Annotated in this window: 16 protein-coding genes; 4 read left to right on the top strand and 12 right to left on the bottom strand. The window is 50.0% G+C overall.

Annotated elements, in window-relative coordinates; all coding sequences use genetic code 11:
• Window positions 1-2: 2 nt before the first annotated feature.
• The 6 genes from ACE04G_RS06580 to ACE04G_RS06555 form a co-directional block, all read right to left on the bottom strand.
• A complete protein-coding gene (locus tag ACE04G_RS06580; protein ID WP_449004043.1) occupies window positions 3-1292 on the bottom strand; it encodes a M20 family metallo-hydrolase in 1290 nt (429 codons plus the stop codon).
• Between the two features lie 109 nt (window positions 1293-1401).
• The gene (locus ACE04G_RS06575; protein WP_339305934.1) at window positions 1402-2775 is read right to left on the bottom strand and encodes an aspartate aminotransferase family protein; all 1374 of its coding nucleotides are present in this window, start codon (window positions 2773-2775) and stop codon (window positions 1402-1404) included.
• A gap of 21 nt (window positions 2776-2796) precedes the next feature.
• Entirely contained in the window at window positions 2797-3861 is a 1065-nt protein-coding gene (locus ACE04G_RS06570; protein WP_449004044.1) for an ABC transporter substrate-binding protein, read from the bottom strand.
• Window positions 3862-4001: 140 nt separating this feature from the next.
• The gene (locus tag ACE04G_RS06565) at window positions 4002-4940 is read right to left on the bottom strand and encodes an ABC transporter permease (RefSeq protein WP_449004045.1); all 939 of its coding nucleotides are present in this window, start codon (window positions 4938-4940) and stop codon (window positions 4002-4004) included.
• Window positions 4937-5749 (bottom strand): ABC transporter permease, encoded by an 813-nt coding sequence (locus ACE04G_RS06560; RefSeq protein WP_449004046.1) that lies wholly within the window; start codon window positions 5747-5749, stop codon window positions 4937-4939. The genes ACE04G_RS06565 and ACE04G_RS06560 overlap by 4 nt, the downstream gene beginning before the upstream one ends.
• Entirely contained in the window at window positions 5730-6554 is an 825-nt protein-coding gene (locus ACE04G_RS06555) for an ABC transporter ATP-binding protein (protein ID WP_449004047.1), read from the bottom strand. The genes ACE04G_RS06560 and ACE04G_RS06555 overlap by 20 nt, the downstream gene beginning before the upstream one ends.
• A 364-nt stretch (window positions 6555-6918) precedes the next feature.
• Between ACE04G_RS06555 and ACE04G_RS06550 the strand changes: the two genes are divergently transcribed.
• From ACE04G_RS06550 to ACE04G_RS06540, 3 genes are all read left to right on the top strand, one after another.
• Window positions 6919-9144, top strand: a complete 2226-nt coding sequence (locus ACE04G_RS06550) for a methyl-accepting chemotaxis protein (RefSeq protein WP_449004048.1) — start codon at window positions 6919-6921, stop codon at window positions 9142-9144.
• 119 nt (window positions 9145-9263) lie between these two features.
• Entirely contained in the window at window positions 9264-10265 is a 1002-nt protein-coding gene (gene moaA / locus ACE04G_RS06545) for a GTP 3',8-cyclase MoaA (protein ID WP_017691896.1), read from the top strand.
• Window positions 10266-10640: 375 nt separating this feature from the next.
• Window positions 10641-11477, top strand: a complete 837-nt coding sequence (locus ACE04G_RS06540; RefSeq protein WP_221825467.1) for a methyl-accepting chemotaxis protein — start codon at window positions 10641-10643, stop codon at window positions 11475-11477.
• A 208-nt stretch (window positions 11478-11685) separates the two neighbouring features.
• On the opposite strand, the gene ACE04G_RS06535 is transcribed toward ACE04G_RS06540, so the two are convergent.
• Window positions 11686-12294 carry a LysE/ArgO family amino acid transporter gene (locus ACE04G_RS06535; protein ID WP_221825469.1) on the bottom strand — a complete coding sequence of 203 codons (609 nt, stop codon included), beginning with the start codon at window positions 12292-12294 and terminating at the stop codon, window positions 11686-11688.
• A gap of 135 nt (window positions 12295-12429) precedes the next feature.
• On the opposite strand from ACE04G_RS06535, the gene ACE04G_RS06530 reads away from it, so the two are divergent.
• Window positions 12430-13923, top strand: coding sequence for an aminotransferase-like domain-containing protein (locus tag ACE04G_RS06530; protein WP_221825471.1), 1494 nt, complete (start codon window positions 12430-12432; stop codon window positions 13921-13923).
• 159 nt (window positions 13924-14082) lie between these two features.
• Here ACE04G_RS06530 and ACE04G_RS06525 read toward each other — a convergent pair whose 3' ends face one another.
• The 5 genes from ACE04G_RS06525 to ACE04G_RS06505 all read right to left on the bottom strand — a co-directional run bounded on the left by ACE04G_RS06525 (window position 14083) and on the right by ACE04G_RS06505 (window position 20302).
• A complete protein-coding gene (locus ACE04G_RS06525) occupies window positions 14083-14910 on the bottom strand; it encodes a carbohydrate ABC transporter permease (RefSeq protein WP_047840740.1) in 828 nt (275 codons plus the stop codon).
• Complete coding sequence (locus ACE04G_RS06520) at window positions 14907-15791, bottom strand: carbohydrate ABC transporter permease (protein WP_221825474.1); 885 nt, start codon at window positions 15789-15791, stop codon at window positions 14907-14909. Before ACE04G_RS06520 ends, ACE04G_RS06525 begins: the two co-directional genes overlap by 4 nt.
• 186 nt (window positions 15792-15977) lie before the next feature.
• Window positions 15978-17258 carry an ABC transporter substrate-binding protein gene (locus tag ACE04G_RS06515; RefSeq protein WP_449004049.1) on the bottom strand — a complete coding sequence of 427 codons (1281 nt, stop codon included), beginning with the start codon at window positions 17256-17258 and terminating at the stop codon, window positions 15978-15980.
• A 147-nt stretch (window positions 17259-17405) separates the two neighbouring features.
• Window positions 17406-18515 carry a response regulator transcription factor gene (locus ACE04G_RS06510; protein WP_449004050.1) on the bottom strand — a complete coding sequence of 370 codons (1110 nt, stop codon included), beginning with the start codon at window positions 18513-18515 and terminating at the stop codon, window positions 17406-17408.
• A complete protein-coding gene (locus ACE04G_RS06505; protein ID WP_449004051.1) occupies window positions 18512-20302 on the bottom strand; it encodes a sensor histidine kinase in 1791 nt (596 codons plus the stop codon). Before ACE04G_RS06505 ends, ACE04G_RS06510 begins: the two co-directional genes overlap by 4 nt.
• Window positions 20303-20345: the final 43 nt, after the last annotated feature.

Below are 20345 nucleotides of genomic sequence, written 5' to 3'. Positions count from 1 at the left end.
CGTCACAACTCCTCCTCAGGTAAAATGATTGGTTGGTTCACTCCACTGCACATCCTCCGAATGGTGCGATACAACACTTCCGTGCCGAGTCCAATATCCTCCGGGGAGGAATATTCGCTGGGATGATGACTGATGCCGTCTTTGCTGCGGACAAAGATCATGCCATAATCACACACAAGCGAAAGGGCCAACGCATCATGGAACGGACCACTCATCAATTCTGGCAGAGTAACCCCGATCTCTTCCGCGGATGAACGAATCACCGACATGATTGGCTCTGCACAATACCGCGGCTCACTGTTCGTATCCTCTGTCAGCGAGTAAGTCAGACCATATCGGGAACTCACGTCATCCAAAATGTTCATCAATCGGGCTTCAAGCCGGTTCCTGCGCTCCATCTCCATATCTCGTAAGTCCACCGTGAAGCTAACTTCCTCCGGGATGATATTCCGTGAGTCTGGAAACACCCTCAGACTCCCCACCGTACCTACAGTTGGAGCTTCCGGGTCTTCTCTCACCATATCGTCAAACGCCGCAATGACTTTTGCGCTGCCTACCAAAGCATCTTGCCGCATCCCCATCGGAACAGAGCCAGCATGACCCGCCATGCCTTTCATCGTCACCGTAAGCCACAACGGGCCCGAGATGCCCGTCACCAGACCTACTGGTGCATTCAACGCTTCCAGCACCGGCCCCTGCTCAATGTGCAGCTCCAGATAACTGCCAATGGAACCTGGCGGATAGATCGCTTCTTCAAAATCCGAAGGAGAACAGCCGAAGGCTTCCAGCGCCTCCCGGCGAGTCACTCCGTTTTTATCCTGACGCTCCAGTTCGCCCTCTTCCAACTGACCGGTTATACCACGCGAGCCGAAAAGGCCTTTGTTAAAACGGGAACCCTCTTCATCGCAAAAGGCAATCACTTCAATCGGCATTAGGGGCTGAATGCCATTTTCGATCAGGCACTGCACGGCTTCGAGTGCGCCAAGCACACCAATCGCTCCATCATATCGACCGCCGTAGGGCTGAGAGTCGATGTGGGAACCAATCATGAGGATCGGCAGCGCCTGATCCTCACCTTCCAGACGACCAATCAGATTGCCAAACGGATCAAGTCGTGTCGTCAAACCGGCATTTTCCATCCAGAGACGAACCTGTATGATGCCGTCCATATCTTCCGGGGTCAGGGCAAGTCGGCAGACACCCGTCTCCGCGATTCGGCCAATCTGTGACAACTGCTCAATTCGCTCATTCAGCCGATGCTGATTAATGACTTTGCCTCTTGTGGTCTGCATCCTCCCTCGCCTCCTTGCGCATATTTATCGCGTAATGATATGAAAATCTCCATCTCGCTTGCTAAACCGTAAACGTCTGTCGCACATGTGTTTTATCCATCCACGCCAACTAACCTGCGTCCAGACTACGTAGCGCAACGAGTAAACTTCCAGCGATCAGATCCAACTCATCCTCGGTGGTGACAAAAGGTGGGGAGATCGTCAAAATGTTTGCAAACCCCGGCACGGTATCGCCGTTCTTGCCAATCAGGATGCCGTCCCTTTTACAACTGGCGAGTACCTTCATCACTTTGTCCGCCTCCGCAGGAGAACCGTCTGCTTCAATCAATTCAATGCCACAGGCGAATCCGAATGAACGGATATCCCCCACAACAGGCAGTTCGAGCAATGGCTCCAGCTTCTCACGAAGCAGATATCCCAGTTCTTCCGCCCGGCTGACCAGATTCTCTCGTTCCAGAATCTCCAGATTCGCCAGTGCCACCCGGCAGGACACGGGATTCCCGCCAAATGTATTCACATGGCGAAAATGGGCATCCGGGCCGGGTTCCCGGAACGTATCATACAGATCGGCTCGCACGGCCGTTGCTGATAGCGGCGAATAGGCACTGGTCATGCCTTTTGCCATCGTCACAATATCAGGCTGTACGCCATAGTTCTGATGACCAAATTTCTGCCCAGAGCGGCCAAAACCACAGATTACCTCATCTACAATGAGCAACACACCATAGCGCTGACAGATCTCTTGCACGGTACGCATATAATCCGGCGGGGGTACAATCATGCCGCCTCCTGTGATTACCGGCTCCATAATTACTGCGGCAACCGTCTCAGGACCTTCCCAACGAATCACCTCTTCATAGATAGTTGCACATTCGAGTCCGCACCCATCCTTGTTTCGTCCAAACGGACAGCGGTAACAATACGGTGGTGGAATATGAGAGAAACCTACGCCAAGCGGCTCGTATTTGATCTTGCGGGCAGCTTGCCCGGTGGCGCCCAGTGCGCCCATGGAGTTACCATGATAAGCACGGTGACGGGAAATGAATTTGTGACGAGTAGGCTCACCATTCTGATGGTGATACTGACGGGCTATTTTGAAAGCCACCTCATTCGCATCTGAACCTGAGTTGGAGAAGAATATTCGATACTCCCCCTCCAGCCATTCATTCAGCTTCTCCGCCAGCAAAATCGCCGGTTCGTGACTCTGCGTCATCGGTACATAAGCGAGTGCTTTCATCTGTTCATAGGCACTTCTCGCAATCTCCTCACGGCCATGCCCCACATTCACACACCACAGTCCGGACATCGCATCCAGATAACGCGTACCATCCTGATCGGTGATCCAACTGCCCTCCCCACTTACCGCAATCATTGGATGATCGTTATGAGGCGAGATGTGATGCCACACGTATTTGCGATCCTTCTCCAGCCATTCTTCCTTCGTACCGCCAAGCGGCTGAGGCTGCTGATCCACAGAACTCATTCGTCATCCTCCTCCACACGCTTATTTCACCGCTTCTTCATAGATGCTTTTCTCGAGCGCTTCATCCAGGTTGGCAGCTTTTTTGATCAGACCATAGTTCAGTGCAATATCCGCAGTCCGGGTAAATGACTCATCCACAAAACTGCCGACTTGCTGCTCCGTAAATCCTTCCGGTCGAATCAGCTTCGCAATCTCTTCCAGCATCGTGACCTGATGTTCACGGGTGGTGCTGCCATCCGTCACATTACTCATCACGATATCCACCGTTTCATCCTGTTGATCAATGGCGTAATTCCACCCTTTCAGAATGGCACGGGTCACTTTGATCGCAAGCTCACGGTTGCTGTCTACCCAATCCTTTTTGGCAATCAGCGTATCCTCCAGCATGCCAACACCGGCATCTTCAATGTTGAACACATCCAGATCGGATTCTTTCATTCCACTTTCCAGTACAACGTGGTATTCGTTATAGATCGTCGCCGTAGCTACATCTACCTGATCGTTGAAAAACTGATCCATTGTGAAGCCCTGCTTCACCAATTCAATGTCTTTCTTCGGGTCCAGGCCGTTCTTCTCCATGAACGCGAGCACCTGAAACTGCTGACTGCCAAACCAGGTACTGACCATCTTGCCCTTCATCTGAGCCGGATCGGTAATGCCCAGGGACTTCTTCGCAATCAAACGATAGCTGCTCTTCTGTGAGATCTGGGCGAGCGAGACGAGTGGCAGGCCGTTATCCCGGCTGACCAGCAGACTGTCTACACCCGTAATGCCCACATCGGCCGCGCCATTGACCACCTGCTGCTCAATCACGATATCCGGGCCACCCGGAATAATCTCGGCATCAATGCCTTCCTCTGCAAAAAAACCTTTTTCCTTCGCTGCATAAATCCCGGCAAACTGCGCCTGCGGCACCCATTTCAGTTGAATTTTCACTTTGGTTAACGGTTGATCTGCTTCTCCCGCCCCTCCTGAACTCGCGGCAATAGGTCCAGCCGCTGGCTCGGACTTCGTAGAACATGCGCTCAGCATCGTAACAACCAACAGGAGCAATACCAGCAAACCCGGCTTCAACGTTTTGTACATGTACAGAACAACCCCCTGTTTATATACGAATTTTCAAGCATCAGTCCGAGTTCAAAAAGTCTGCTTTTCAGTACCGTGGACTTTTTGAACAACCTCAATCACGTATTACGATCTATGGATGGTTGATACCCTGATGTATGTTAGTGATCTGTGCGTGCACGATTCCACGGAATGAGTCGCTTTTCTGCCAGAACAACCGCTTCATACAGCACAATACCGAGCGTAGCGGCGATGACAATGCAGGACCAGGCCAAGGGCATGTTCGCCAGTCGAATCTGATCCGAGAGCAAGTATCCGAGCCCTTGTGAGGCAATGAAAAACTCACCCACAATGGCCCCGATAATACTGGTCGACATATTGATCTTCAGTCCGGCAAAGAGGGAAGGCATGGCGTGAGGCAGTCTCAGCTTCCAAAAAAACTGCATCCTGCTCGCAGCAAGGCCACTCAGCAGATCACTGTACTGCGGTTGAATGGAAGTCAGCCCTTTGAACAGGCTGACGGCCATGGCGGCCATTGTAATCACCGTGACGACTGCAATACGCGACCAGATCCCATCACCAAACCAATTATTCATAATCGGGGCAAGGGCCACAATCGGAACAGCGTTCAGTGCTGACAAAACCGTAACCGCGGCCCTGCCGCTTGTTGGAAAGAACGATGCACCCGCTGCCGCTAGAGCGCCCAACAATGATCCGAGCAAGAAACCTCCCAGCATTTCGGTTCCGCTGTACATCGCATAACGAAAGAGCATATTGGCATTTTCCTGAATGGATGCCGCAATCGCGGAAGGCAAAGGTAGTTGGTAACTTTCCAGCGAAAATATCCAATGAAACAACCTGAGCTGCCAAAGGGTGAGAAACAACACACCAGCACCCCAAGGAAGCATGCTCAGTGCAATGGAGCGCCCGCGAACGCTGGTGCCCAATCTGGCCTTTTCAGCTTGTCCCTGTTGTCCATGAATTTCCGATCCGGGAGAAGCCGTCATCTGTGAACCAGTGAGGGGCGTAGCCGCGCCAGTTACAGCAGCAATTGCCACACCTTCATCCTGCTTCCGTTGCAAAACTTGACCTTCACTCATGTGGCATCCCCTCCTTTGGCCCTGAATTCAGGCTGCCAAGGGGTCAGCCAACGTTCTGCCAAACTGATGGCCAGATACGAGATCAGGCCAATGCCAATGCTAAGCATGATGGTCGCCCAGAACATGCCAACTTGGGCATGACCGTAATATAACGAACTGACCATCAGGACGCCGAGTCCATCGGGAGCGCCCATCAATTCCACAACGATGGAGGAGGTCACCGCCAGCGGAGCGGCTATTTTCAACCCAGAAAATAGTCCCGGAAGTGCTGAGGGCAGCAGGCATTTGATATATCGTGCAGTCAGTGAAGCTCCACAGGAACGCATAAGTTCCAGATGCTCTGGTGCTGCACTTTTCAATCCTTTTAACGTATGGATGATGATCGGGAAGAAAGTGACATACGCCGCCATAACAATTCGGGCCCACTCCGCGTTGTGGATGATGCCGTACACAATCGGAGCGAGACCAATGACCGGAACCATCTGTGAGGAGACTACATATGGCGATAATGTGCGCTCCAGCCAGACAGCCGCGCTCATGAGCAGCGCCAGACCCAGACCCAGCAGCGTTCCCCCTGCGAAACCAATGGCTGCATTGCCAAACGTGACAGCCCCCTGCTCTGCGAGCGTACCCGAGTAACGAAACAGGGCTGCAAGGACTTCGTGCAGATATGGAAGGCGAGACGCCGCCTGCTGAGGTGACAGAAACAGCTGGAGCATCCAGGCGATTGCTTCCCACAGCACCAATACGGCCATAATCCAGATGACGACCCAGGAGCGATATCCCGGTTTAAAGAACCGCAGGGACATGAGATTCATCACGCTCCTCGTAGAAGCAATTGCGGATGGTTGTAATCATGTGGTAGAAAGCTTCCGTTTCTCTCAGTTCACTATGACGTTCGGAAGGCAGGTTGACGGAATGAACGGAATGCACCTGTCCCGGATGCGCCGAGAGCACGATGACCCGGTCGGACAGAAATACGGCTTCGGGGATGCTGTGTGTGACAAAGAGGAAGGTCTTGCCTGTTGAGCGCTTGATCTCAAGCAGCTCCAATTGAAGCTTTTCTTTGGTGAATTCGTCCAGGGCCGAAAAGGGTTCATCCATGAGCAGCAATGGTGGATCAAGTGCAAGGGCACGTGCAATGGATACACGTTGCTGCATCCCGCCACTGAGCTGCCATGCATAATGGTCTGCGAAGCGGGTTAGCCCTACCATTTCAAGCAGTTCACCGCTAATGCGGCGGCACTCCTTCCGGCGGGTACCTAGCAACTCCAAGGGCAATTCCACATTGTGACGAACGGTGCGCCAATCGAACAGGGCTGGTGTCTGGAAAACGATGCCGAACTGTCGCTGTAGTCGAGCCCGCTCAGGCTCCTGACCTGCAATGCGTACGGTGCCTGAGGTAGGTTGAAGCAGATCACCCACCAGCCGGAGCAAGGTCGACTTGCCACAGCCGGAAGGGCCTAGCAGAGAGACGAACTCATTGGACTGGATCTGGAATGTAACATCCGACAAGGCAGTGACTTGTTGTGTACCTGTGCCAAAAACAACGGACACATGGTCTACATCAATATGGCAGGCTTCGGGGACTGTGGCTGAGGGTGCGGAGGACATGGGCATTCTCCTTTGTGGGAAGTTGTTTTCATTGCACACCAAGGCTGAATGGGAGGTTTATATACACGAACGTAACAGGTTTTGCTTGTTAGATAATACTATATCGCTTTGGGCGGGGATTACATTATACAGTGTGTTTTGAGTATGGGCCTGTTCATGTTACACAATGTAAAATGAGACCCATTCTCAGATGTATTCATGTGAATTTCCTTGGTAGAAAGCTAACATATATTTCACCTAACAATAAACGTACGATCATTTGTATTTATTGAATGAATATTCGGAAAATATGACATATCCCCTCGTATTCTTGTTCGTTTTCTTGTATAAAGATTGAATATAGAATCCAGAAATTGGGGTGGTCATGATGTTTGATTGGCTGGGATGGAGAAAAGGATTGCCGCTGTGGCGATCGTATCGGTTGAACGCACATATGAAGGAAGATGTGGAACAGATTTTTGAGGGGATTGCGGAAACGAGACGGCAGCTTATGATGGACTGGGCAGATGAACAATGGAATCACCTGGATCGTTTGCTTCAACAGATACAGTCGGTCCAATTAGAGGATGTATTACAAGGTTCACAGCAACGAAGCAAACTAGATGCATGGTTTCAATCCAGTTATATTCGAGCCGTAGACAGTACGGAGCTATTCATGCTGAACGAACAGAATCAGGTAGTATTCTCTACATATAAGAAACATATTGGACAGATCTATGAAGATTACGAAGCTTTAATTGGACCAGGATTGAAATACTCCAGAGCAGATCGTCATGGCAAAAAATGCTTGTATGGTCCTTATTCTGATCCACTGACGTTGGATATTGGTCCACGCTCGTCCGCTTTTCACGATGATGTCACCTTGCTGTTTATCTCCCCAATCCTGCAGGAAGGTCGATATGTTGGTTCATTATGCAGTCGTGTTCCCGGGGATGTACTCGGTGACCTGATCCAACGAGAATCTGGTCATATCTATCCTGATTCTGGTGACAATTATCTCTTTATGGCTGAGTCGATATTAAGGCCCCATCTGCAACCCGGCACCGCCTTATCCCGAAGCCGCTTCGAAGACCGTACCTTTACGCATGGGGAAAATCTCAAAGATGGCGTCACCACCGAATGGGGTATCGTTTCCGTCAAGGAGCATACCGAACTGGAACTCATGTTCACTGATCCATCGACCGGAGAACTACACCCCGGAGTAGCAAACACCATTCAGAATGGTTCCAATCTGTTCGTAGCCTTTCCCGGCTACTCGGATTACCGCCATATTTCTGTGATCGGCAAAGGCATCACCTTCCAGCTGCCACACTGTCCTGATCGCTGGGGCATGATGTGTGAAGGGGATCTGGAAGAAGTGTATCGGATACGAAGCATCGGCTGGCGCCAGTTCAAGCAACACAGTCTCTTCACGCTTTTGTCAGGCGTTGCAGGAGCAGCTCTTGTCTATGCCCTCACTGGTAGTGGGTGGAGCGCAGCAGCAATGGCCGCTGTTAATGTGTTATTCGGATTCTTCACTGCATTACAGCTGCATCGCAGCCAATATCAACGAGTTCATGAAGACTTGCGTCGCATCAGCCGATTTATTCGAATTAACGCCGAAGGCAGGGGTGATCTGACCCAGCGCCTGGACACGTCTGCTTTTGCCCAAGATGAATCAGGTGAACTGGCGAAGTGGATCAACAACATGATCGATTCTCTGGAAGGCATTATGCTGAAGGTACAACTTGCCACGGTAGACGTTATGGATAATCAGTATCAGATGCGAACTTCAACAGAGACAACCCAAGGTACGACTGAGCGTGTGAACTACAAGCTTGGTTCGATGATTCAGGCCATTCGCACCCAACTGGAAGATCTCGACCAGGCCAAGATCGCTGCTGATCACATGCGCATAACGCTGCAACAACTGGAGACCTCTGCTACCGAACAGATCAGCGTGGCTCAACAGGAAGTGGAACGAATCGGCGATAAAATGACCCAAATCTCAGGAGCGGTGTCCGATACCAACCGTACCATCCTGTCCTTCATGGATACCATGAAAGAGATTTACCGTGCACTGGCTGTCATTGATGAAATTTCAGCTCAGACCAACCTGCTGGCTCTGAATGCCACCATTGAAGCTGCACGCGTGGGCGAACATGGCCAAGGGTTCTCAGTCGTGGCAGGGGAAATCCGCAAGCTGGCCGAGTTATCCCGCTCTTCAACTGAAAATATTCATCAGATTCTGGACCGAATCTCAACGGCAGCAGGAGCCGCATCTCAATTAATCACAGAGGGTGATCAGGTGCTGGCTGAAGGAACAACACTGGTTCAGGCCGCTTCGCAACTTTTGCAAAATGCTACCGCCGAAGAACCTGAGCGCACAGAAGTCGTGGATCAAGTGATCATGCTGATGGAGAATATTGCTGCAATCAGCCATCAAAATCGGGCGACTTCTGCTGAGGTGGAAGCAGAGATGATGGAACTAATCCGTGATATGTTGCAGGTTCAGCATTCTTCGCATAACGTGGAAGTCATTACGGTCTTTCTGCAACAACTCGTGGGACAATTCCATCTGAATCACCCCGCCAAAAATGCTGTCATCTGACGTCATCGTTGACGCGGATTGGAGAAATAGCTAAAATTTGATGCAACTGTTCCTTTTGAAATTGTCGTATCATTTATAATAGAAGATTTCCAATCTGAACCGATGAAAGGGTGGTCTGCATGGAACTGCTTCAGGATTCATTTGGCCGGATACATGACTACATCCGTATTTCTGTTACGGACCGCTGTAATTTACGCTGTGTGTACTGTATGCCTGCAGAGGGTATGGAATTTGCTCCACATGATGAGATTATGAGCTACGAAGAAATAGCACAGGTGCTGAAGGTACTTGCCCCGATGGGCATGCGCAAAGTCCGACTCACCGGGGGCGAACCATTGGTACGCAAGGATCTGCACAAGCTCGTCAGCATGATCTCGGCGATTGACGGGATTGACGATATTGCTCTCACTACCAACGCTCTTCTGCTGGACAAACAAGCTCAGGCGTTAAAAGATGCTGGGTTGAACCGGATTAACATCAGTCTGGATTCCCTGCGCGCTGATCGCTTCTCCATGATTACCCGCGGCGGAGATGTGAACAAGGTGCTGAAAGGCATTGAAGCTGCAACTGCCGCTGGCCTTGCTCCGATCAAGCTGAATGTTGTGCTGATGAAGGGTATCAACGATGATGAGATCAAAGATTTTATTGCAATGACGATTGATCAACCTCTTCATGTGCGTTTTATTGAATATATGCCGATTGGACAGGCTTCGGATTCATGGCGCAAATCTTATTTGCCGCTGGAAGCCGTGACAGATGTATGTGCTGAAGCAGGCTGGACGGTAGAAAATACAACAGGCCCTGCGGGCAATGGCCCATCACGAAATATGAAAATTGCGGGCTCCGAAGGCACATTTGGATTGATTCACCCCGTAAGCGATCACTTCTGTGACAATTGCAACCGACTTCGGCTGACCGCTGACGGACATATCAAAGCCTGTCTCTACTGGTCCGATGAGTATAATGTTCGCCGCTTCGTGGATGATCCGGATGCCATGGCGGCACTTTTCCTCAAAGCGCTGGGTACGAAACCGAAGAATCATGAGATGGCTCTGGCTTTGGAACAAAAAATGCAATCTCATACGCCGACGGTACGCCGCATGTCCCAGATTGGCGGATAACAACAGTACGCATATAACACAACCGGGCTTTCCTGCGTATGGATATATATCTGTACTGTCAGGATGACCTCTTCACACAACGGAAGAGGTAACGCTGGCGCGGTGACCCCTTACGTGAATCAGCATTCATAACGTGAAGTGGAGCGTGTCACAAGGAATAGGCGAATACCCCAAGCAGACAAGAACATGATGTTCTTGTCTGCTTTTTCGTTATATTTTCATAAATTTCTGAAAAACTCCAATTCCCCTGTTTCAATTGTTGAAAATTTAATTAATATACGTTATGCCCTTGTTGGGTCTTCAAGATCAACCTCATTCTGACGATGTATACAATACATCTAGATGATACATATACATTATAGGAGCTGAACCTTATTGAACATCGTTGAAGCACTCGTTGCAGCAAGTCCATATTTTAAAATTATGCTGAAAGAACATGATATCATGATTGCGGTAACCGATACGGAGAAGTTCTGGTATTATGTTCCCAGCAACAAACTCGATCTGGGCATCAAGGCAGGAGACCCTGTTTCCCTAGATGACCCTACACTCCGCCGGGCACTTATACATGGGGAAACTTCAGCGAACCGTATTGATGCAAAATTCTATGGTACATCCATCAACTCGGCGGCCACCCCACTTCGGGATGAACAAGGAAATATCGTGGGCACACTTGCCATTGGTTTCTCTCTTCAGAACGAGGAAAAACTGGAGTACTTCACTGAATTGATCGGCGGTATCAGCGGAAAATTAACAGATATGGTGCAGACGGTAGCCGCCCAATCCGAGCAATTGACGGCATCTTCCACGCAGATTTTGGATAATACCCGCATGGCTGTGCAGAACTCAGGCGAAGTCAACAAGGTCGCCGCATTCATCCGTGAAATCTCAGAACAGACCAATCTGCTAGGCCTGAATGCAGCCATCGAAGCAGCCCGAGCAGGTGAAGCAGGCGCCGGATTTAGCGTCGTTGCATCTGAAGTGCGGAAACTTTCTACGGGTACCAAAGAAGCTACGGTGAATATCGAACGTTCCTTGAAGGATGTTCAGCATTCCATTCAGCAGATGGAGCAGGAGATCACATCCATCTCACAGTCTAGCAACCAACAAGCGGTGCTGGTAACCGAGTTCAGCGAGGTCATTGATCAGTTGAACAGTGTAAGCCGTGATCTGAAAGTGTTTATTGAATCCATGCTGCTGAAGGCAGAATAGATCCGATTATGATTTCCCTAACTCAAATGACCAACCATATATAAGAGACACAACACCAAAGCATTATCGAGCATTACAGTTCCAACTCAATAACTTGATCACCAGGCATGCTGATAATCACATTCAGCAACCACATTGAACTCTCCGTGCGATTGACGTCACGGGGAGTTTTTTTATTTTAAACAGGATGAGCCACATCACGGTCCTTCTATGCATAGATGAGCTTCCACAGCATCATAACTGCCAGCCCAACCATGACCACAGCGGACAACCGATTAAACACCAGACTGATGCGTCCAGTTCGATCCGTTCTGCCAATCACCCTTCCTGCGCCTGCAAGTCCCAAGAACCATATCCACGATACAGCCGCGGCTGTCAGGGCAAAATAGATGCGCTCCACCCCTTCATAGTGAAGTGAACTGGTGCCAATCACAGCAACCGTGTCCAGCAGAGCATGCGGATTGAGTAAAGATACCGATGCGGCAAACGCAATCTGTCGCCCCGCTGACATTACCGTCTGCGAACCTTCCACAGATTCGGACGACCTCCAGATACTCCAAGCCATATACAGCAAAAACAAACTTCCTGCTCCATACAACACATTCGCCAGCAATGGCCACTGCAGCAAAATGAGTGATACTCCTCCAACGGCTGCCCCGATCAACAACGTATCACTGACCCCTGCCGTTATTACAGCAGGCAGTGCATGTATATAACGCCTCTGGCTCATGCCCTGGTTAAAAATAAATACATTCTGCACACCCAGTGGCAAAATCAGGCCAAACGCCAGAACCACTGCATGAATAACAATCTCCATCGTTCTTCCCCCTTATCTCTGTATTCCATAGTAGGGCAGATGATGGCTGGCGTAACCAACCACTTGGATGGCATCAGACCCAACCAAATGATATAGTGTTCGTTACAAAGAAAAACGGAGGTGATTCTGCCTGTAATGGAACGTTCTGATTCTCGGCTAAACATGGGGTGGAAGCCGAACCCTTCTCTCAACTTGCCCTTATATCGCCAGATTGAAGCCTATGTCCGGCAGAAAATCACAACGGGCGAATGGTCAGCAGGATATCGTCTCCCCTCACAGCGAATATGGGCTGAGTCCATGGGGGTAAACCGCAGTACATTGGTCACTGCCCTGGATAACCTGACCGCCGCTGGCCTCATTGAGGGCAGACATGGCGGGGGAACCTATATTTCCGGTTCTGGTTGGCATGGTATGGCTCATGGAGCGATGCCCAACTGGAACGAAGCCATCGAGGAGGGCTGGTATTATCCCAACCTGCCTGAGATCCAGCAGATTAATCAGGCTGAATTTCGGCCCGGCATCATACGTCTTGGCACAGGGGAGCTTGCCCCGGAGCTGATGCCTCAGGATGCTTTTAACGACATACTGTATTCCCTATCCCATCGTTCGCGTATACTCAACTACCTGGAACCTCAAGGAAGCCTGGAGCTTCGTGAGGCTTTGTCAGTCCATTTGCAGGCTACTGGCATTCAAGCCTCTCCAGATTCCATACTGATCGTATCCGGCTCTCTTCAGGCACTGCACTTGATTTCGGTCGGACTGCTCCCTCGCGGATCAGCGGTTCTGCTGGAAAAACCGTCGTATCTCTATTCGATTCACGCCTTTCAGTCAGCAGGGTTGAAAATGAGTGGTATCCCGATGGATAACGAAGGTCTACACATTGCACGTCTGGAGGATGCTGCGCAGCATGTCAAAGATCAAGATCATATCTCGCTTCTCTACACGATCCCGAGCTTCCACAATCCCACCGGCTCTGTCATGAGTGATCACCGCCGGGAAGAACTCATGACCATCGCTCGAACACTAGGCATCTCCATACTGGAGGATGCCGCCTACAGTGATCTGTGGCTGGATAAACCTCCTCCGTCATCACTGAAGGCGCGTGACCAGGAAGGACGGGTGCTGCATATGGGCACCCTGTCAAAGGCAGTCAGTCCTGGATTGCGCCTCGGATGGCTAGTTGGGCCAGAGCCGGTCATTCGCCGTCTCGCCGATATCAAGATGCAGACCGATTATGGTACCAGTTCACTCGCCCAAGAAGCTGCTGCCCTGTGGTTCGCAGAAGGACATCACGCTGGACATATGGAACGCCTTCGCCCTGAACTACGCAGACGCAGAGATACCATGCTGGAGCTGCTTCAAAGTCACTTTCATGGTATTGCGGAGTGGGAAATACCCGCTGGTGGATTTTATATCTGGCTGCAATTCACGGTCTCCCCTCTCTCCATCCGCCAATTGTTCCATACCTGTCTGGAGCAAAATGTACTTATCCACCCGGGTTACCTGTATGACCGGCTGGATGCGAGTCACATTCGGCTGTCTTACGCTTATGCCTCACCTGATGAGATGGAGCGTGGACTACAATGCCTCGCAGAGGCTGTCCAGAGGCTCATGGATTCTGAATCCTGACTTCGACGAATACTGTTTCCTGACTTCGCAATCAAAAAACAGCCTTGACCTGGAAGGACCATGTCCTTCAGATCAAGGCTATTCGCGTAAATTTTGTAAGTTTAGCCGAATACCAGTACGGGCAAATACCAGCTGCGCTCCGGGATTCCTTTGAATGTTCTACCCTTTGACCGCACCCTCCGCAATACCCTCCATAATGAACTTCTGGAAAAACGCATAGATTAGAATAACCGGAATCGCAGTCAGTACCAGGGAGGACAGAATCAACGGCCATTCCTTGTTATATTCTCCAAACAGCATGTTCGTGGACAGAATCAGCGTATAACGATTCACATCGGTCAACATGAGTAGTGGCAACAAGAAGTCGTTCCAGATCCACAGGAAGTCCAGAATCGCGATGGTAACTGTGATCGGTAACAATAGCGGGAAGATAATCTGGAAGAACGTCTGGAACTCATTACATCCATCCATCTGAGCCGACTCCTCCAATTCACGCGGAATGGACTTCACAAACCCGTGATAGAGGAAGATTGCCATGTTTACACCAAGCCCGATATAGATCAGGGCCAATCCGTACGTGCTTCCCTGTACCCCCATGCCTTTGGCTACCCGTGTCAGCGGAATCATGATTGAGTGGAACGGTACCAGCATGGACGCAACAAACAGGAAGAAGATCAGATTGCTCAAACGTCCGGAGGTACGTGACAGCTTGTATCCCGCAAGTGAGGCACAGAAGACGATTCCCCCGATGCCCAGAAAAGATACAATCGCCGAGTTCATCGAACTGCCCAGCAGATTGATTTTGTTAAACGCGTCCGAATAATTCTCCCAGTGAAGCGTTGTTGGCAGCGCGAGAAAGGATTGGAACATCTCACCCTGTGTTTTGAAAGAGTTCACCACCGCCATGTAGATCGGCAGCATGGCAACGAGAGAGCCCAGAATCAGCAGCAGTCGAATCAGATAACTGTTCAGTCGTTGCATCCTCATGCTTCCACCTCTTTCTTCTTCATGACGGTGATCTGGATGAGTGTAAAGATGAGTACGATGATGAACAGCACAACCGATTTGGCACTCGCATAGCCGTATCTGAAGTTGTTGGAGAACGCTTCTTCATAGATGTTCATCGTGATCACCTGCGTGGCCCGGCCCGGTCCACCACCCGTCAGTCCATACACCACTTCAAACACTTTGAATGCTCCGTTCAGCGTAAGGAAGAAACAGATGGTCACGGCATGAGTAATCATTGGCAACACCACATTGCGCAGCACCTGGAATGCGTTGGCCCCATCAATAACAGCCGCTTCCTTGAGACTTTTCGGCACACCCTGAAGAGCAGCCAGATAGATGATCATCATATACCCTACACCGTTCCAGAGCGATACGATCATAATGGAGTAAAATGAAAACTTCGGATCACCCAGCCATTGCTGGTCGAGGAACGAAAAGGCCAGTTTCTCTGCGAGCTGTGGCAGCACCTGAGAGAAGATGAATGTCCACATGAAAGCACTGATGATTGTACTGATCATGTTAGGCATGAAGAACAACGTCCGGAAAAGCCCTTTGCTGCGCGTTCGTGACTCAATCAACACAGCGAGCAGCAAGGCAATTCCATTTTGCAGAATCAGCATAAATATTACATATTTCATCGTGAACCACAGGGAGTTCAGAAAGTCGGGATCTTCTTTGAACAATTCCACGAAGTTGCCCAGACCGATAAAGCTGTAATCCCGATTGAGTCCGTTCCAATCCGTCAGACTATAGAACATGCCACTAAACGTGGGATACAGCAGGAAAATCGCATAGATGACAAAGGCAGGCGCAGTGAACGCGAGCAGTGACAGATACTTCTTGAACACATTCGTAGCCATTGGTTCTCCCCCTTTTCACTCGAAGCGGATGATTGTAAACGAGGGAACGAAGAACGTTCTGCCTGCCATATCATCTGCTTGGAGACTGTAACGAAATAAAGTACCGCTCATTTGTTGATTACACTCCCAAACCCATTGAGATTTTGTCAACAAAACAAAAGCAGGTACTCCATTCCTTACAGCTCCTTACTTGTTGACTTTGTTGTAGGATTTCCACGCCTTGTCGAGCGCATCGATAACCTGCTGTTGATTTAATTGCCCAGAGTAGTAACCTTGCAACGCTTTGCCTGACTCGTCTTTCACCGCTTGAGGGAGGGATGGGTCCTCATATGCTTTACCTTCACTCACATATTTCTGGGCATCGTCTACCCACGGGAAGCTCTTGAAGTCATGGATCTTGGCAATCGGATTGAACTTGAGTGCTTCGAAGAATGCACTTGAATCCTTGTCATCGAGAATATAGTTCACGAAATCGAGTGCCACTTCTTTGTTTTTGCTAGATGACGATACTGCCAGTGAAGTGGAGGTGCTCAGATTGATTTTGGTATCATCCGGATTGTCATTGATCGGCATGGGTGCTACACCAAAGTTCAAGTCCGGGATGGACTTCAGAATGGTTTCGGCAAACCATGGTCCCTGAATCCACATCGCGGCGCTTCCTGATGCGAAGGCTGCTGAACCATCATCTCCGCCCACTTCCAGCGCTTTGTCCGTTCCATTGGCATTAACCAGATCGAAGATATCAAACAATGCTTTCATATCGGAGAAGGAGCCCTGATCCTGATTCATCTTCTCCACGAAGTCTTTGTGCTCAGACTGAGTTAATGCACCCACGGTAAGCGGCAGGAATAATTGCGGAATCCAGGCTTCTTTGTAGGACAGTTCAAACGGTGTAATGTTGGCTGCTTTGAGTTTCTCCACGACCGCTTTCATTTCTGTTAACGTCGTTGGCACTTCCAGCCCTTGCTCTTTGAAAATATCTTTATTGTACAGATAGCCCCATGATACTGTTTCCAATGGAACAGCTACGATTTTGCCCTCCGCATCCGTTATGGAAGGTTTAACCGAATCCAGCAGCTTATCGACAAAAGGTTGGCCCGACAGGTCTTCCAGATAACCCGCTTTGCTGAATGGTGGAATCTCATTGACTGCATGGAGGGCGAACACATCCGGTGCATCATTGGAGGCGAGACGAGTCTTCAGAATCTGAGGGGCATTGTCCGCTGGCGGCATCTCCAGTTGCACGTTCACCTCAATGTTTTTCTCTGCTTTCTCCTTGGCTTTGAACTGTTCTATATATTTATCGTAGTGTTCTTTCAGCCGAGGTTGTGCAACGAATACTTTGAGTGATACCGTGCTGCCTGATGCCGATTCCTCCTGCCCATTGTCCGTCCCTGCATTGGAACCGCAACCTGCGAGCAGAACACTGACCAGTACTGCACTTGCTACACTTTTCCATACTTTCATCTCTTATGACCTCCCGGTGTGTAACTGGTTTGTCTTTCATAGGCTCATTATATATCAGAGAATGAAAGCGCTTCATTGGACAAAATTAGACTTGTGTATTGGATTATTTTAAACCTTAATCCTGCTGCAAATGCTCTCTCGAACTACTCATTCCGTGCTGCTGCTTGAATTGCCTGACATACGAGGTTGTCCCTTCCGCATCTCCCCAGGAGATACTCCGAAATGCTTTTTGAAAACCCGATAGAAGTAGGACACATCCTCATAACCCGCCATCTCGGCAACATGCTTGAACGGAATCTGTTCATCCATCACCCATTCTTTCGCTCTCGTCATACGTAATTGGACAACATAGTCGGTCACGTTCACCTCATACTCTTTCTTGAATACCTTGCTGAGATATTCCTTGCTGACAAAAAAGATCTGGGCGAGCTGCTCCAGCGTAATCATCTCCATACAGTGTTGCTCCATGTATTGCTTCACCTCGTCCAGGTTCAGCTTGTTCTTGAATTTACGCTGTGCAATGAGCTGCTCCAAAGCCTGGTAGTATGGAGTCGAAATCCATGTGATCGTGGATTCGATGGAAGCCAGCGCTGTTGAAGGAGGTAGCGCCGTTGCCACTGGCCGCTCGTACAAGCCGTTGGAGACGCACAACTCATCCAGCAAAGCCTGTAATTCATAAGCCACCCGCCCTAGCTGCCGGGGTCTGTTAATCTCGCATCGTTCCAGCTTCTGCTGTAATTGTTGGAACCACTCACGCAGACTCTGGACGTTCAGGTCATTAAACCTCAAACGAGCCTGCTGCTGAAACAGGGAGAACTCACCAGCAAACGCAGAGGGATACGATTCCCATGATTCAGGCGCAGATTCAGCCTTTTCCAATTCTTTTGCACATTTGGCCAGTACACCATTCAGTTCATCCGGATTCACCGGTTTGAGCAGATAATCTGCAGCCCGATGGCGAATCGCATGTTTGGCATAATTGAAGTCATCATACCCGCTCACTACGATTACCTTGATCCGAGGGTATTGTCCGCTCAACGTCTGTAGCAGCTCCACACCGTCTGTGCCGGGCATGCGCATGTCCGTAATGATAATGTGAGGCTGATGCTGCTTGACCAGTTGTATGGCCTGCTCACCATCCTCTGCCTCACCTGCGACGGTCATGCCTAGCTCACTCCAATCTCCAAGGGTGCGCAGAATATCCCGGTTCCACGGTTCATCATCTACCAGCAGCACTCTGTACAGTTCTTTGTTCACAAGGCTTCGCCTCCCGTATTGCAGGGTATTCGTACTGTAACGCTTGTCCCCTGTCCGTATTCACTTTCCATGTTCATCCCGTATTCAGGTCCAAAATGCATCACCATTCGTGAAGCTGCATTGACCAGTCCAATACTCGTGCCTGAACTCCACACCCGATCTGCCTCCCAGGTAAGCCGCTCCAGTCGGGACTGCATCTCCGCTAGTTTCTCAGCATCCATACCCACGCCATTATCACGAATTCGAATGGTTACATCTTTGGATTCACAGACGACCTCAATGCCCAGTTTCCACTCACCCTGCTTCTTCTCCAGACCATGTAAAAATGCATTCTCCACCATCGGTTGCAGAGACAACTTGGGAATATAACACGCCCGAAGTTCCCCAGTAATCTCCAGGGTATATTCAAGCCTGCCGGCAAAACGCTGCTTCTGAATCAGCATATAATGCTCCAGCTGGTCCAGTTCAGACTGCAGGGGCACAAGCCCATCAGGTGCTCGCACAATATAACGAAACATCTCGCTCAAGGCTCGAATGACCTTGTAACTGTCTGCCGGTTTTTGCGAGTAGACCATGCCACCAATCATCTGCAACGTATTTTGCAAGAAATGCGGATGGATCTGGGATTGCAGTGCTTTGAGTTCGGCCGTCTGCTTCTCCAGATTCATCAGGTAGTTGTCGCGAATATGTTCCCGAATACGATTAGCCATGCCGTGCAGATTTTTCTCCAACAGACCAATCTCATCTACCCGGCCGCTTCGTACCACTTCCCTGTCCTTGATCAGTTGAATACCCTTCATGGAATTCGCCAGTCTGACAATGGGCTTCGATGTCCGCCAGGCCACCAGCGCAGCTAGTCCCACAGATATGACGGTGGCCAGGCCACCCACAACCAATCCGTATTTCATCGTTTCCAAGGCACTTTCGTTAACGACATGGGCAGGTACAATCTTGATCACACGCAGTCCTGACGGCTCGATGGAGTGAAAGAATACATATTCTTTGGCTGTCCGGATGAAGCCCGAACTTTCTTTCGTGCCTGCCAATTTCTCCAGCGCTTCCGCAGACGGCTGAATCTCTTGGTTTGGCTGATAGACCGGACTGCCCGCGCTGTCAGCAATGTATACCGCATAGTCTCCACGGCTATCCAGCAGCTCCAGCGTCTGATTGAACTCAGCCCACTTGACCTCCAGACTGATGGCCCCGATCTGTGCCTGATCCTCGAAGCGGTTCATGCTGCGGGTCATATGAAACTTTTGCGGATCGTCCGGATCATTGATAATTGTAAAATCTTTATGTTGTGCAAAAAGCTCATGATATCCTTCCGGTATTTCCGATACCGCCTTGATGCGCGAATCCATGGAGTTGAAGGTGAACAGGGTGTCCAATTCCTTCAGATAGAGTTCAACGCCAAATACATAATTGCCAGCCGAATAGTATACACTGTTGAGCATATTGAACATGGCCTTCTGTTCATCGAATCGGCTGGCCGCCGGTGCTTCCTCGTTCAACGCCAGATATTGATGCAATTCGTCACTGATCTGAATCGAATAGATAATATTGTTCATGCGGGCGAACTGTTCACCCAGATAAATGGAGGCCCAGTTCATATTCGCCCGGTTGGTCTCCATAATCTCCTCTTCCATGGAAGAGCGGGTATTCTCGGCTGCCATAGCGGTCATGGCAATGACGGGAAGAACGGCCAGCAGCGTCATGGTAAGGATCAATTTATTGCGAATGCTGCGTTTGAAAGGATCTATCAGCTTCCGATAACATTCGGTAAACACAGCGCATCCACTCCTGAGCTAAAATAGACAAACGCCCCAGCAT

The organism is Paenibacillus sp. AGC31, assembly GCF_057334655.1.
Note: the sequence above shows the minus strand (reverse complement) of the source record. Positions and strands in the feature narration are given on the sequence as shown.

Bases quoted from the DNA above. Each gene is read 5' to 3' on its own strand.
- ACE04G_RS06555 (WP_449004047.1), bottom strand. From the start codon at position 6,554: ATGTCCTCCGCACCCTCAGCCACAGTCCCCGAAGCCTGCCATATTGAT.
- ACE04G_RS06535 (WP_221825469.1), bottom strand. From the start codon at position 12,294: ATGGAGATTGTTATTCATGCAGTGGTTCTGGCGTTTGGCCTGATTTTG.
- ACE04G_RS06575 (WP_339305934.1), bottom strand. From the start codon at position 2,775: ATGAGTTCTGTGGATCAGCAGCCTCAGCCGCTTGGCGGTACGAAGGAA.
- ACE04G_RS06515 (WP_449004049.1), bottom strand. From the start codon at position 17,258: ATGAAAGTATGGAAAAGTGTAGCAAGTGCAGTACTGGTCAGTGTTCTG.
- moaA (WP_017691896.1), top strand. From the start codon at position 9,264: ATGGAACTGCTTCAGGATTCATTTGGCCGGATACATGACTACATCCGT.
- ACE04G_RS06560 (WP_449004046.1), bottom strand. From the start codon at position 5,749: ATGTCCCTGCGGTTCTTTAAACCGGGATATCGCTCCTGGGTCGTCATC.
- ACE04G_RS06530 (WP_221825471.1), top strand. From the start codon at position 12,430: ATGGAACGTTCTGATTCTCGGCTAAACATGGGGTGGAAGCCGAACCCT.
- ACE04G_RS06525 (WP_047840740.1), bottom strand. From the start codon at position 14,910: ATGAGGATGCAACGACTGAACAGTTATCTGATTCGACTGCTGCTGATT.
- ACE04G_RS06565 (WP_449004045.1), bottom strand. From the start codon at position 4,940: ATGAGTGAAGGTCAAGTTTTGCAACGGAAGCAGGATGAAGGTGTGGCA.
- ACE04G_RS06520 (WP_221825474.1), bottom strand. From the start codon at position 15,791: ATGGCTACGAATGTGTTCAAGAAGTATCTGTCACTGCTCGCGTTCACT.
- ACE04G_RS06550 (WP_449004048.1), top strand. From the start codon at position 6,919: ATGATGTTTGATTGGCTGGGATGGAGAAAAGGATTGCCGCTGTGGCGA.
- ACE04G_RS06580 (WP_449004043.1), bottom strand. From the start codon at position 1,292: ATGCAGACCACAAGAGGCAAAGTCATTAATCAGCATCGGCTGAATGAG.
- ACE04G_RS06570 (WP_449004044.1), bottom strand. From the start codon at position 3,861: ATGTACAAAACGTTGAAGCCGGGTTTGCTGGTATTGCTCCTGTTGGTT.